Source organism: Martinezella calliandrae, assembly GCF_030272695.1.
In the GTDB taxonomy this organism is placed as follows: Bacteria; Pseudomonadota; Alphaproteobacteria; order Rhizobiales; family Rhizobiaceae; genus Rhizobium; species Rhizobium calliandrae.
Genome location: NZ_JARFYN010000055.1, coordinates 17,015 through 30,286, shown reverse-complemented (window position 1 = coordinate 30,286; position 13,272 = coordinate 17,015). Strand labels below are relative to the sequence as shown.

11 protein-coding genes are annotated in these 13,272 nt (G+C 58.7%); 5 read left to right on the top strand and 6 right to left on the bottom strand.

Annotated elements, in window-relative coordinates:
* Nucleotides 1-16 precede the first annotated feature (16 nt).
* Genes PY650_RS29220 through PY650_RS29205 form a run of 4 tightly spaced genes read right to left on the bottom strand, consistent with a single transcriptional unit; the run spans nucleotide 17 to nucleotide 3,647 of the window.
* The gene (locus PY650_RS29220) at nucleotides 17-778 is read right to left on the bottom strand and encodes an amino acid ABC transporter ATP-binding protein (RefSeq protein WP_285883248.1); all 762 of its coding nucleotides are present in this window, start codon (nucleotides 776-778) and stop codon (nucleotides 17-19) included.
* Nucleotides 779-792: 14 nt separating this feature from the next.
* A complete protein-coding gene (locus PY650_RS29215) occupies nucleotides 793-1,737 on the bottom strand; it encodes an amino acid ABC transporter permease (protein ID WP_285883235.1) in 945 nt (314 codons plus the stop codon).
* Nucleotides 1,734-2,624 carry an ABC transporter substrate-binding protein gene (locus PY650_RS29210; RefSeq protein WP_285883234.1) on the bottom strand — a complete coding sequence of 297 codons (891 nt, stop codon included), beginning with the start codon at nucleotides 2,622-2,624 and terminating at the stop codon, nucleotides 1,734-1,736. The genes PY650_RS29215 and PY650_RS29210 overlap by 4 nt, the downstream gene beginning before the upstream one ends.
* Before the next feature lie 45 nt (nucleotides 2,625-2,669).
* Nucleotides 2,670-3,647 (bottom strand): substrate-binding domain-containing protein, encoded by a 978-nt coding sequence (locus PY650_RS29205; RefSeq protein WP_285883233.1) that lies wholly within the window; start codon nucleotides 3,645-3,647, stop codon nucleotides 2,670-2,672.
* Between the two features lie 101 nt (nucleotides 3,648-3,748).
* Between PY650_RS29205 and PY650_RS29200 the strand changes: the two genes are divergently transcribed.
* Complete coding sequence (locus PY650_RS29200) at nucleotides 3,749-5,077, top strand: aminotransferase-like domain-containing protein (protein ID WP_285883232.1); 1,329 nt, start codon at nucleotides 3,749-3,751, stop codon at nucleotides 5,075-5,077.
* Between the two features lie 294 nt (nucleotides 5,078-5,371).
* Here the strand turns inward: PY650_RS29200 and PY650_RS29195 are convergent, their stop codons facing one another.
* Together PY650_RS29195 and selD are read right to left on the bottom strand one after the other, a co-directional pair.
* Nucleotides 5,372-5,677, bottom strand: coding sequence for a hypothetical protein (locus PY650_RS29195; RefSeq protein WP_285883231.1), 306 nt, complete (start codon nucleotides 5,675-5,677; stop codon nucleotides 5,372-5,374).
* Nucleotides 5,678-5,994: 317 nt separating this feature from the next.
* Nucleotides 5,995-7,056 carry a selenide, water dikinase SelD gene (selD, locus tag PY650_RS29190; RefSeq protein WP_285883230.1) on the bottom strand — a complete coding sequence of 354 codons (1,062 nt, stop codon included), beginning with the start codon at nucleotides 7,054-7,056 and terminating at the stop codon, nucleotides 5,995-5,997.
* 495 nt (nucleotides 7,057-7,551) lie between these two features.
* Between selD and fdnG the strand changes: the two genes are divergently transcribed.
* From fdnG to fdhE, 4 genes are read left to right on the top strand one after another with little or no spacing between them, the layout of a single operon-like run.
* A complete protein-coding gene (gene fdnG, locus PY650_RS29185; RefSeq protein WP_285883229.1) occupies nucleotides 7,552-10,638 on the top strand; it encodes a formate dehydrogenase-N subunit alpha in 3,087 nt (1,028 codons plus the stop codon).
* Between the two features lie 11 nt (nucleotides 10,639-10,649).
* Nucleotides 10,650-11,591, top strand: a complete 942-nt coding sequence (fdxH, locus tag PY650_RS29180) for a formate dehydrogenase subunit beta (protein ID WP_285883228.1) — start codon at nucleotides 10,650-10,652, stop codon at nucleotides 11,589-11,591.
* On the top strand, nucleotides 11,588-12,295 hold the full coding sequence (locus PY650_RS29175; protein WP_285883227.1) for a formate dehydrogenase subunit gamma: 708 nt from the start codon (nucleotides 11,588-11,590) through the stop codon (nucleotides 12,293-12,295). Before fdxH ends, PY650_RS29175 begins: the two co-directional genes overlap by 4 nt.
* A gap of 49 nt (nucleotides 12,296-12,344) precedes the next feature.
* Complete coding sequence (gene fdhE, locus PY650_RS29170) at nucleotides 12,345-13,262, top strand: formate dehydrogenase accessory protein FdhE (RefSeq protein ID WP_285883226.1); 918 nt, start codon at nucleotides 12,345-12,347, stop codon at nucleotides 13,260-13,262.
* Nucleotides 13,263-13,272 lie beyond the last annotated feature (10 nt).

The following is a 13,272-nucleotide window of genomic DNA, read 5'->3' as shown; positions in this document are numbered from 1 at the left end:
TGATGATGCTGACGCGCTAGATGAAGCGCGACAGGAAGCTTCTGGTGCGGGGATGCTGCGGATTGCCGATCACATCCTCGGGCTTTCCTTGCTCAACGATCTTGCCACCGTCCATGAAGACAACGCGGTCGGCCGCCTCGCGGGCAAAGCCGATCTCGTGGGTGACAACGATCATCGTCAGGCCCTGCTTGGCAAGGTCGCGCATAGTGGCAAGCACCTCGCCGACGAGCTCCGGATCGAGCGCAGAGGTCGGTTCGTCGAAGAGCATGAGTTTCGGCTTGATCGCCAGCGCTCTGGCAATCGCCACGCGCTGCTGTTGGCCGCCGGAGAGCTGCCGGGGGTAGTTGTGAGCCTTGGCTGAAAGCCCGACGCGGTCGAGCAACGCCAGCGCATTCTCCGTCGCCTGCTTCCGGCTTTCGCCATGAATGCCGATCGGTGCTTCGATGACGTTCTGCAGCGCAGTCATATGTGGGTAGAGGTTGAACTGCTGGAATACCATTCCGATCTTGCGGCGCTGCAGTGCGATCGCATGGTTGGACAGTTTGACAAGTCGCCCCTTGTTTAACCGGTAGCCGATCTGCTCCCCATCCACCTCGATCGATCCGCGGTTGATCGATTCCAGATGATTGATGCAGCGCAGGAAGGTCGATTTTCCGGAGCCGGAAGGGCCGAGGATGACAACCACTTCGCCCGGTGCCACATCGAGGTCGATGCCTTTCAATACTTCGAGATTTTCGAAGGATTTGTGGACGTTACGCGCCTGTACCAGCGGCGGCATGTTGACGATTATGTTCACTGGCCCGCCTCCTGTGCCGGCACGAGCGCGGGCATGCTATCCTTTGCAGCCTTCGTTGCGCCGGATCGGCGGTCGGCCCGACTATAGTGGCGCTCGATGTAACTCTGGCCGATATTCAGCACCGAGGTGATCAGCAGGTACCAGACGACCGCGACAAGCAGCATCGGGATGACTTCGAAGGTGCGGTTGTAGATCGACTGCACGGAGTAGAGCAGATCGGCCATGGCGATGACGCTGACGAGCGAGGTAGCCTTGATCATGCTGATGAGCTGGTTGCCTGTCGGTGGAACAATCGAGCGCATGGCTTGAGGAATGATGATGCGGCGCAGCGCACGGATCCGCGTCATGCCGAAGGCTTCTGCTGTCTCGAACTGGCCCCTGTCTACCGAGAGCAAGCCGCCGCGAATGATTTCCGCCATGTAGGCCGCCTCATTGAGCGCCAGGCCAGCGATGGCCGCCGTCATCGGGCTGATGACCGAGTTCGTGTCCCAGCTGAGGAATGTCGGGCCGAAGGGGATGCCGATCGAAAGCGTCGGGAAAAGCGTCGAGAGATTGTACCAGAAGATCAGTTGCACCAGCAGCGGCGTGCCGCGGAAGAACCAAATGTAGAGCGAGGCAAGAGAGCTTGCGAGCGTATCCTTTGACAGCCGGGCGATCGCCAGCAACAGGCCGAGCGCGATGCCGAAGGCCATGGCAACAACGGTCAAACCGAGGGAGACATAGAGGCCGCTGATGACAACTGGATCGAAGAAATATTGAGCGACGACATGCCAGCCAAAGTTTTCGTTGCGCGCGACCGACCAGGCGCAATAGGCCGCGATCAATAGTGTTATGACCCAGGCCGCCATGCGGCCCTTCGGGAATGGAGTGTGGGCATTCGCCACATCCCGTTCTGGCGCCTCGCCATCTGGCGATGCGATGTTTCCGGCATTCCTGTTCATTTTGGCAACGTCCCGCCAAGATTGATACCCGGTTCCTTGATCATGTTGCTCTCAAGGCCCCATTTTTTCATGATGGCGGCATAGGTGCCATTGTCCATCAGAACCTTGACGACATCCTTCAGAATGGGACCGAGCGGTGAGCCTTTCGGCACCACGGCGCCCTGATAGAGATCTTCGAAGCCGTTCTTCTGGCCGACGCCGGTGAGCTCGAGCTGGCCGTTTGCCTGCGACACGAAATAGGTGAGCGGTGCTTGCGAAGAGAAGAAGGCGTCGGACCGCTTCGAGCGAACGGCGAGGATCGAGCTCGGCTGGTCGGTGAAGGACTGAACCTCGATCGCGGCCTTGCCGTCTGTCTTGCATTTCTCGGCCTGAACTTGAATCACCTTTTCAGCCGAGCCGCCGGCCATCACGGCAATGCGCTGGCCGCAAGCTGTGTCGAGCGAGGTGATGCTCTTCGGATTACCCTTCTGAACGGCGAAGACGACATATTCCTGCACCCAGTCTACGAAGTCATTGGCCTCCTCGCGACTCTTGAAATCTCCGATCGGACCGAAGGCAAACTGATAGCGGCCGGAATTAATGCCTGCGAGGATAGCCGGCAGGCCACTGACGCTTTCGTGCTCGATCTTTACACCCAGCACCTGGCCGATTGCGTCGGTCAGGTCGGCGCTGGCTCCGGTCAACTTGGTGCCGGTGACAATTTCATAGGGAGGAAACGAGCCGTTGTTGACGGAAATCATCTTGCCGGCGGTGCGGATGGCTTCCGGTAGCTTGGCCTGCAGACCGGCGTTGACCGAGAGTTTCGGCAGGCTCGCATCCTGCGCGAAGGCGGTGCCCGACATCATCAGGGCTGCCACAACAACGTAAGTCATTTTCTTCAGCGACATATTCATTCCCCTTTTTGATTTGCGCCTTTGAATTTTAGTAGCTGATCAGGCCGGGCTCGTCCGGCTGCCGTCGGTATCAAACGGAAAGAGTTCCTCCGGTTTGACAAGCCGCGGGAGGATGCCCTGCACATGCAGTTCGCTGGCGAAATCGGCAATCATCTTGCGATTGGCGACAAAGCCGCTCGCATCAAAGCCTTCGGGCAGCTCGGATGCCGATTTCAGTAGCTCGTCGAGCATGAAGGGCGTGGTGTCGGCATATTTTCGCCGCTTGCTGAGCCAGATGCGCTGCGATTGATCGATCAGGCTGCTCAGTTCGGCGATGACCCACGGATGCTCGGCGACGAATTCTTTTTTAAATCCGATCAGGTGCATGCCCGGTACATAACCCACGTCCGCAAAGTAGCGATGTTCGGCAGCGCGGAAATCTGACAGGACCTGGCGCAAGCCAGAACCGCCGGCAAAATAACCGTCCGGCATGAAAGGCGTAAAGATCGCGTCGAGCTGACCCTCTTTGAGCAGATCCACCATCGGCCGTTCGCCTGGTGCCGCCTCGATAAGGCCGGGACGGCCGAATCCGTCGAGACGGTCAACGATCGGATGCGCTTCGGTCAGGCGACCGGCATACCACATGGCATCCTCGACACCCACGCCCTCCCGACGGAGCGCCGCACGCGTCCAGGTGTTGCCGGAGTCACGCCAACCTGTGACGCCGATACGCTTGCCGGCGAGCTGAGCAAAGGTCGTGATGGGGCTCTCTTTTGTGGTGATGACGCAGCGATGGCGGAAACCGCGCATGATGAAGTTCGGTATGCCGACCACGCTGTCATCGCCGTCAATGCGTAGCTGCGTATAACGGCTGAAGGAGGTTTCCGCTGCATCGTAAGCGTCGCTCTTGCCAACATGGGAGATCAGTGTGCCGACCCGGTCCACCTTGATCTCGAGCTTCGGGGAAGAGACGTCTCCCAGGACCAATGGTGTCATGTAGTCCCAGTCACGGAGGGCAAGGCGAAGAGTAATGGGCATGAAATTCACTCGCGGAAAGACTTATTTTTCCATTGAGTAAATGTTCAAAATTTCTCGATCAAATGTTATTACGTTATTGAACATTAAAAATGGTGCGAAGAATGAGCGAAGATCGGGACGCGCAATGGTTTGCCGAAAAACTGAGCGATAGGACGATCCGCGGTATCGCGCTTGAAACGAGCGCGCTGATCCGCGCCGGCGCGCTGCCGGTCGGCACCAAGCTGCCGCCGATCCGCGACCTTGCCTTTGCGCTCAAAGTGAGCCCGGCGACCTTATCGGAAGCATGGAGCGAGCTCAGACGACAAAAGATCATCAGTGGGCGCGGCAGGAACGGCACATGGGTCAGCGGCGATCGTTTTGTCGCCAGGCCGGCGCGGCTTGCAAGCGTCGGTGATTATGGCAGCGACGCTTTGAACCTGACGGCGGCGGTTCCCGATGTGAAACTGCTGCCGAAGCTGGAAGCGGCGATGGCCTATGGAGCATCGGCAGACAATCTCAACAGTTACGAACGCAGCCGCATCCTGCCGGAGCTAGAGGAGCAGGTCAGGAAGACTTGGCCTTACGAGCCGGAGGCGTTCCTTGCGACCAACGGCGGCTACAATGCCGTCTACACCCTGATCAATGCCCTGGTCATGCCGGGTGCGGCGGTTGCGATCGAGGATCCGACCGGCATGCGCCTTCTGGATATTCTGGAAGATCGCGGTGCGCGCATCATTCCGGTGAAATGCGATGAGGAGGGACCACTGCCGTCCTCGCTGGAAGAGGCGCTGCGATATCGTCCGGTCGCATTTATCTTCCAGCCGCGCATACATTCCGTCACCGGCCAGAGGCTAAGCCCGGCGCGCATGTCGAGCATAGCCGACACCCTTCGGGACAAGGACACCTTGATCGTGGAAGACGATGGCATTGGCGATATCTCGACGGCGCCACGCCACTCGATGGGGCATCTCTTTCCCGACCGCGTCATCCATATTCTGTCTTACTCGAAGACACATGGGCCGGATCTCCGGTTGGCGGTGCTGTCGAGTTCGCGGGCGATCGTCGAGCAGATCCAGTCCTATCGTAGCTTCAGTGCCGGTTGGACGAGCCGAATTCTTCAAGCGGCGGCTGCCTGGTTGCTGCGCGATCCGGCAACGGCGGCGTGCCTCGATCATGCCAGGCAGACCTATCGTGAACGAAGGGCTGCTCTGATCGAAGCTCTGGGTGAGCGCGGCGTGGAAGCGTGGCACGGGGAGGGGTTGTGTGCCTGGGTACCGGTATCTTCAGAACCCTTCGCAATGGTAACGCTCGCGGCGCGAGGCATTGCGGTGCATCCCGGTGCGAAATTTTCGATCCTGCCCAGCAGCCATTTACGCGTTGCGACGGCCAATCTCTCTAAACGACTTGAGGAAGTTGCGGATGCGATCGCGCTCGCCAGCGTTGACAGTTGATGAGACTTGTCGGCTGTCGCTTGTCCCAACCAACGTTGATCATGGTCTGTACGCCTATTCACGAAGGCCGATGGAGATGATTTTCCAGAGTGATTGCTGGAAAGTGTCGGCTTAGCGGTTGATACTGATCGGAATTGTATTGCAGGGTATGACGGCCAAACACTCGACCCTTCCCGTCGCGGGCCCTTGCCACCGATTTTAAGGCAAGGACGCTGCCCATGCGGTGGGGCTCTGTGTTTGATTTCTGCTCACGCAACTCTTTACTGAACTTTCGCAACATTGCGCCGCGAGTTCTTAAATCCCTGACCCGTCGAGCTGCTGAGCGTCGTCACCTTCCCAGGGTGAGGGCATCGAAGTGCGACTGAGATTGGCCGAGGGCATCGGCATCCAGCACTTCAATTCCGGCTCGGCATATTCTACGATACGGCCGGGCGAGGAATCAGAGGCGCGCCAGCCTTCTGCACCGGACTGATCGCCCTTCGACCAATAGGCGAGGTCAACTTCTGCCGCCCCTTGTTCAGACGGGCGGATCGTGACGAGGATCCGACTGCCGTCTTTCGGTGCGCTTGCCATATGGCGCCAGCGGTCTGGCTCGTCCATCGTTTTTCCTCCTGACTTGCTGCAGGGTCCAAGTGTCGCCTCGTCATCGAAAACGGTCAACTCAAACTTTGCGAAACCCATCCGCCGCCGATTGAGGGTCCGATCAAGAGATCGGGTGGAATCCTGAACATCAGCGGGACGACGCTACGTCTTCCAGAACGGCGAAGTCGATTGCCAAGGCCCATGGTGCCAACGTCCGACCGCATCCCGCTTCGAGCCCGGCGAAGGTCAGATCAAGCTTACGACAGGGTCGGCGAGCAAATTCTTCTGCATCAAACTGCCGACGCTCCAAATGACGAGCCGCCCCGGCCCCTTAATCAGGCCAGGACGCGCAATCCAGGACTGCCTTGCTCGACATCTCCGACAATTCGGGCGGCCGGATAGCCCGCCGCGCTGATCCTTCCTAGCAATTCCATTGCCCGAGCCGGGCTACATGAAACGAGAAGGCCCCCCGACGTCTGTGGGTCGGTAAGGATGTGACGCCACCACAGAGGAAGGTCGCCGGGCAGAGTAACATTCATGCCGTAGCTCGCCCAGTTTCGATGTGATGCGCCGGTCACAAAACCCTGCTGCGCGAGTTCGACACTATGGGCAAAAAGAGCAATATCGCGGCATCTCAGCGATATTCGCATTCCTGATCCCTGGGCCACTTCGAGCGCATGGCCGAGAATTCCGAAACCGGTGACGTCTGTCATGGCATGGACAGCCGCATCCTTGGCGAGTTCGGGACCAATGCTGTTTAGAAGAGTGGTCGAAGCGATGAGTTCTGCGTAGGCTCCCGCCGGCAAGGCGTCTTTTTTGACGGCGGCCGAATAGATTCCCACGCCCAGCGCCTTTGTCAGGATCAGCGTATCGCCGGCTCTTGCGCCATTGTTGCGCCGTAGGTCGGAAACCGGGCAGGTCCCGATCACGGCCAGCCCGTAGATCGGCTCCGGCGAATCGATCGAGTGGCCCCCGGCAACGGGAATGCCGGCCTTTGCGCAGATATCACCGCCCCCTTTCAATATCTCCCGCACCATTTCGATTGGCATCTTGTCGATCGGCATGCCGAGAATGGCAAGGGCCATGATCGGCTTACCACCCATTGCATAGATGTCCGAAATGGCGTTTGTCGCAGCGATCCGACCGAGATCGAAGGCATCGTCGACCATAGGCATGAAGAAATCGGTGGTGGCGATCACGCAGGTTTCCCCATCGAGCTGAAAGACAGCAGCATCGTCGCCAGTCTCCGTTCCGACCAGCAGCCGGGAAAATGGCCCGGGCAGAGGCTGGTCGACCAGCAATTGGCGCAGGACTGACGGCGCCAGCTTGCAGCCGCAGCCGCCACCATGGGCAAGTGCCGTCAGACGGACGGGCGATGTCGCGGTGGGATTATCCATAGTGACCTCCTAATTCGCCGCAAGACGACCGGGCGAAATCGCCGGCTGAGCATGGGGGCAGGTTCTTCGGAAATGCGCAGCGCTCCCGCCGTCGATCGCGGCGGCTCGAGAAATCGGTTCCGCAGGAAATTATAAGCTTGCGAGAATTTAAATGGACACAATCCAGAACGCTCCGCCGTCTCCGGCAGCATGATACGGTAGCCCTCTGCACCAAGCCCCGAAACTCGGGAGCGGCAAGCAAGCCCATGTGACTATTATCATCGGGCGAGAGGCGAACGTCAATTTGCAATTGGCGGGCTTTGCTACCTGCGGGACGTCTCTCGTCCTTTAAAGTCTGCCGTTGCATTCATGACTTTGCGCTCCTGTTCGGTTTGACAACGAAATGGAGTGGGTTCACATTTACTTATATACCAACTGACGATTGTCTGTTGGCTACGGGCTGAATATCCCGGCACGCCCGGTGGGCATGGCCGGGTTGTAGGGAGGTGTCATGCTATGAACATGGAACTCTCGCGGCGCCAATTTCTAGGGGCTGCCGGTGCGGGTTTAGCGGGAACGGCCCTGGGAGCTTTTGGCTTCGGTGAAACCGAAGCGGCATATGCTGCAGCGATCCGGCCTTTCAAGCTCGTGAATACAGCCGAAACGCGAAACACCTGCCCTTACTGCTCTGTCGCATGCGGCATCATCATGTATTCGAAGGGTGATCTGAAGAAGGGCGAGAAGGCCGAGATCGTCCATATCGAAGGTGACACCGACCATCCGACAAACCGCGGTACTCTCTGTCCGAAGGGCGCCGCCCTCTTGAATTTCGTAAAGGCCGAGACGCGGCTCAAATATCCGATGCTCCGCAAGCCGGGATCGGAAAAATTCGAGCGGATTTCCTGGGAGGATGCGCTCGATCGCATCGCCCGTCTGATGAAGGACGACCGTGACGCCCATTTCGTCCAGAAGAATAGTGACGGCGTGACCGTGAACCGCTGGATTACGACCGGTGTCCTTGCCGCTTCCGCGACGACCAACGAAACTGCATGGGAAACCTACAAGGTCGTGCGCAGCACGGGCATGCTGGTGTTCGATAATCAGGCGCGTGTCTGACACGGCCCAACGGTGGCCAGTTTGGCTCCAACTTTCGGCCGCGGCGCAATGACCAATTCCTGGACGGATATCAGGAATACAGATCTCGTTGTCATCATGGGTGGAAATGCCGCTGAAGCGCATCCCTGCGGCTTCAAATGGGTCACCGAAGCCAAGGCCAATCGCGGCGCACGGCTGATTGTCGTCGATCCGCGTTTCACGCGCTCGGCCTCGGTTGCGGATTACTATGCACCGATCCGCCAAGGCACGGATATCGCCTTCCTGCTCGGCGTGATCAGCTACTGCATGCAGAACAACAAAGTGCAGTGGGAGTATGTCAAGGCGTTCACCAATGCCAGCTACATCGTCAAGGACGGATTCGAATACAAGGACGGGCTGTTTACCGGCTATGACGAGGCAAAGCGCGATTACGACAGGTCGACCTGGGACTATGTCATCGGTGCAGACGGTTATGCCGAAGTCGACGACACGCTCGCCAATCCGCGTTGCGTTTGGAACCTGCTGAAGGCGCATGTCTCCGTCTTTACGCCGGAACTGGTCGAGCGCATCTGCGGCACACCGAAGGATAAGTTCCTGAAGGTGGCGCAGATGATCTCGGAATGTTCGTCGCCGACCAAGACGATGACATCCATGTATGCGCTCGGCTGGACCCAGCATTCGAAGGGTTCGCAGAACATCCGCGCCATGGCAATGTTGCAGTTGATCCTCGGCAATATCGGTGTGCGCGGCGGCGGCATGAACGCGTTGCGCGGTCATTCCAACATCCAGGGTCTCACCGATATCGGGCTGATGTCGAACCTGCTTCCCGGCTACATGACGCTGCCCATGGAAAAGGAGGTGGATTTCGAAACCTATATGTCGACGCGCGGATACAAGCCGCTGCGGCCCAATCAGACGAGCTATTGGCAGAACTACCGAAAGTTCTTCGTCAGTTTCCAGAAAGCGATGTGGGGCCCGGCGGCGACGCCGGAAAACGATTTCGCCTATGACTGGCTGCCCAAGCTGGACGTACCCGACTACGATGTTCTGCGCGCTTTCGACGTGATGAACCAAGGCCAGATGACCGGGTACATCTGTCAGGGTTTCAATCCACTTATGGCCGTTCCGAACAGGCAGAAGCTGACTGTTTCTCTTTCAAAGCTCAAGTTCCTTGTCACGATGGATCCCTTGGACACGGAGACCTCGCGGTTCTGGGAAAACCACGGCGAATTCAACGATGTCGATTCGTCGCAGATCCAGACTGAGGTCATACAGTTGCCCTCGACCTGCTTTGCCGAAGATGAGGGCTCGCTCACCAACTCCGGCCGCTGGCTGCAGTGGCATTGGCCGGGCGGCACTCCGCCCGGTGAGGCAAAAACCGACAACTGGATCATGGCGCAGATCTTTACGCGGCTAAGGGAACTCTATCGCAAGGAAGGCGGAACCTTCCCGGATCCGATTGTTAATCTGGATTGGAACTATGCCGATCCGGGTGAGCCGACGGCGGAGGAGCTTGCCAAGGAGATCAATGGCCGGGCGATCACAACGGTCCACGACACCGCCGATCCGAGCAAGGTGGTGGCCGAAGCCGGCAAGCTGGTGCCAAATTTCTCGGCCCTGCGAGACGATGGTTCGACCTCTTCGGCGTGCTGGATCTATTCCGGTTGCTTCAATGAGAACGGAAATAACATGGCCCGCCGTGACACGTCGGATCCGGACGACACCGGCGTCTATCCCAATTGGACGTTCTCTTGGCCACTCAACCGCCGCATCCTCTATAACCGGGCTTCGGCGGATCCGAACGGAAAGGCGTGGGATCCGAGCCGCAAGCTGATCGAATGGGATGGCGCCAAGTGGTCCGGCTACGACGTGCCGGACATAGCGCCGACGGCGAAGCCAGGCGAGGTCGGGCCGTTCATCATGAATGCCGAAGGCGTCTCTCGCCTTTTCGCCCGAACAATGATGCGTGATGGACCGTTTCCTGCCCATTACGAGCCGTTCGAATCGCCGCTTGTCAATCTGATAGCCCCGGCGGTTCGTGGTAACCCGGTTGCACGGGTATTCGATGATGATTTCGCGCAGTTCGCCGAGCCCGCCTCGGCGGAATTCCCGTATGCAGCGACATCCTATCGCTTGACCGAGCATTTCCATTATTGGACGAAACATGTGTGGGTGAACGCCGTGCTGCAGCCTGAGTTTTTCGTCGAGATCTCCGAAGAACTGGCAGCGGAAAAGGGGATTACTCGGGGCGGCTGGGTGCGTGTCTGGTCCAAGCGCGGATCGATCAGGGCGAAGGCGGTCGTCACCAAGCGGATCAAACCGCTGATCTGCAACGGCAAGCCTGTTCATGTCGTGGGCATACCGTTGCATTGGGGCTTCACCGGAGCGGCCAGAAAGGGTTTCGGTCCGAATTCGCTGACGCCCTTTGTCGGTGACGCGAACGTACAGACGCCGGAATTCAAGGCATTTCTGGTCAACATTGAGCCCATCGCAGGGCCGGTGGCATAGGAGACCACGATATGTTTCCTCCTGTTCCAAATCCCGTGACTACTCCTGTAAAACCGAAGTTCGGCGAGCAGGACCTGATACGGCGGTCGGCGTCGAATGTAACGCCTCCCGCGGAGCGTCAGACAGAGGTGGCGAAGCTGATCGATGTCTCGAAATGCATCGGCTGTAAGGCCTGTCAATCGGCCTGCATCGAGTGGAATGACACGCATCCGGAGATAGAGATCAATAGAGGTGTGCATGATAACCCTCACGACCTGACGCCGGACATGTTCACGCTGATGCGCTTCACCGAGTGGGAAAACCCGGAGACGAGCAATTTGGAGTGGCTCATCCGCAAGGACGGCTGCATGCATTGCGCCGATCCCGGCTGTCTCAAGGCCTGTCCAGCTCCCGGCGCGATCGTGCAATATTCGAACGGCATTGTGGATTTCGTCCACGAGAATTGTATCGGCTGCGGCTATTGCATCAGGGGATGCCCGTTCAATATCCCGCGCATATCGAGGGTCGACCACACGGCTTATAAATGCACGCTCTGTTCCGACCGCCTCGCCGTCGGCCAGGGGCCTGCTTGTGCCAAGGCCTGTCCGACGCAGGCAATTGTCTTCGGCACCAAGGAGGAGATGAAACAGCATGCGGAAGGCAGGATCACCGATCTGAAATCCCGCGGATTTGAGAACGCTGGGCTCTACGATCCGCCGGGCGTCGGCGGCACGCATGTCATGTATGTGCTGCACCATGCCGACAAGCCGGAGATCTATGCTGGCCTGCCCAACAATCCAAGGATCAGTCCGATCGTCGAGACCTGGAAGGGCGTCACGAAATATGCCGGCTTGGCGGTCATGGGGGTGGCGGCCGTCGCCGGTCTTCTGCACTATATAGTCAACGGGCCCAATCGGGTTTCCGAAGAGGACGAAGCTGCGGCCGAAAGACTGACGGGGGGTGATTCCTCATGACGTCGGATACGAACCATGATGTCGCAAAGGGCGACAACGTTCATCCCGGCAGGCCCGTCATTGTCGACCGCTATTCCGGAGGCGCGAGAATCAATCACTGGATCACGGCGACAAGCCTTGTGCTCCTGGCGCTCTCTGGCCTGGCTCTGTTCCATCCGAGCCTCTTCTTTCTGAGCCTTCTCTTTGGCGGCGGTCTCTGGACGCGCATCATGCATCCATGGATCGGCGTCGTTCTCTTCTTCAGCTTCCTCGGCCTGTTCCTGCGTTTCTGGAGGCTCAATCTCTGGAAACGGGACGATAGCGCCTGGCTCGCACACGGCCGCGACGTCTTGACCGGTCAAGAGGATCGGGCGCCCGAGGTCGGCAAGTACAATGCCGGACAGAAATGCGTCTTCTGGTCAATGTCCGTCCTCATCATCATACTGATCGCCACCGGCCTAGTGATGTGGGATCAGTATTTCTTTGCCTATACCACGATCGAGCAGAAGCGATGGGCCGTCTTGACGCACTCGATCGCGGCCGTCGTGATCATCTGTGTCTGGATCATTCATGTCTATTCAGCCTTCTGGGTACGCGGTACTATACGGGCAATGACACGCGGTTCGGTGACGGGCGGTTGGGCGTGGCGGCATCATCGCAAATGGCTGCGCGAACTAGTCAAGAGATCGTCGGCAAGGAAGTCGAAGGGGACGCCCGCCGAATGACGGGTTCGGATTTGCATCACGTGGCCCGTTGGGTTCGTGAGGGAGTGTTATGGGACGCAAGAGCGAGGTCGCGCCGGATCCAACCGCCATCGGAGATGTGTCATCGCCGCCTTTTGCGCGTGTTCCCGACCTCGTTTCGCTTTTTTCCGCGAGATCCGTTCGCTTTCGTCAATTGGCCGAGGCCAGCGATCTCGGGCCCTATCTAAATTTCCTCGCTGGACTTTCTCAAGCGCAACACGACGTCCAAATAGATCTGCCGGATCCAGAAGCCTTCGATCTTGCCTCCATGAAGCGCGCACGCGAGTTCGAGATGCCGCCCCTGGATCGAGACCGGGTAGGTGAGGATGAAACGATCGCTGGCATATTCGATCGTTTCTTTGCGGCCGCTGCCGCGATTGAAAAGCCGCCCCAGGCAACCGCAGCGCTTGCGCGGGTAACACGAACCGATCTCGCAAAACGCGTCGCCATGGGAAGAACTGTCTTCACCAGTGCCCTGCCGGCAGACGAGATCGCCGAACATGTGTTTGTGTGGGCGGCACTCCAGATCCATTTTGCCCGGCTCGCGTCGGTTCTCGATCCGCAGATGCTGGCCCCCGTGGCCGATGGCCTCTGCCCCGCCTGCGGCTCGAAGCCGGTATCGTCCATGGTGGTTGGGTGGCCTGGCGCGCATGGCGCGCGGTTTTGCGCATGCTCGCTTTGCGGCACGCTTTGGCATTATGTCCGGGTCAAATGCGTGCTCTGCGGCTCCACCAAGGGGATCGGCTACCAGGAAATAGAAGGGCAGGGCGGGACCGTCAGAGCGGAAACCTGCGACGAATGTGGTGGCTGGTCGAAGATCTTCTATCAGGACAAGGCCGCGCAGACCGATCCGGTCGCCGACGACGTTGCAAGCCTGGGCCTTGATCTGTTGATGCGCGAACGCCGGTATCATCGAGGCGGATTCGCGCCACTCCTGGCCGGCTTTTGAGGAGGAAAAG

What these genes read in the sequence shown, in the direction of transcription:
- PY650_RS29205 (WP_285883233.1), bottom strand. Translation starts at nt 3,647, where the DNA reads ATGCCCATTACTCTTCGCCTTGCCCTCCGTGACTGGGACTACATGACA.
- PY650_RS29220 (WP_285883248.1), bottom strand. Translation starts at nt 778, where the DNA reads ATGCCGCCGCTGGTACAGGCGCGTAACGTCCACAAATCCTTCGAAAAT.
- PY650_RS29215 (WP_285883235.1), bottom strand. Translation starts at nt 1,737, where the DNA reads ATGAACAGGAATGCCGGAAACATCGCATCGCCAGATGGCGAGGCGCCA.
- fdxH (WP_285883228.1), top strand. Translation starts at nt 10,650, where the DNA reads ATGTTTCCTCCTGTTCCAAATCCCGTGACTACTCCTGTAAAACCGAAG.
- fdhE (WP_285883226.1), top strand. Translation starts at nt 12,345, where the DNA reads ATGGGACGCAAGAGCGAGGTCGCGCCGGATCCAACCGCCATCGGAGAT.
- PY650_RS29175 (WP_285883227.1), top strand. Translation starts at nt 11,588, where the DNA reads ATGACGTCGGATACGAACCATGATGTCGCAAAGGGCGACAACGTTCAT.
- PY650_RS29200 (WP_285883232.1), top strand. Translation starts at nt 3,749, where the DNA reads ATGAGCGAAGATCGGGACGCGCAATGGTTTGCCGAAAAACTGAGCGAT.
- selD (WP_285883230.1), bottom strand. Translation starts at nt 7,056, where the DNA reads ATGGATAATCCCACCGCGACATCGCCCGTCCGTCTGACGGCACTTGCC.
- PY650_RS29210 (WP_285883234.1), bottom strand. Translation starts at nt 2,624, where the DNA reads ATGTCGCTGAAGAAAATGACTTACGTTGTTGTGGCAGCCCTGATGATG.
- PY650_RS29195 (WP_285883231.1), bottom strand. Translation starts at nt 5,677, where the DNA reads ATGGACGAGCCAGACCGCTGGCGCCATATGGCAAGCGCACCGAAAGAC.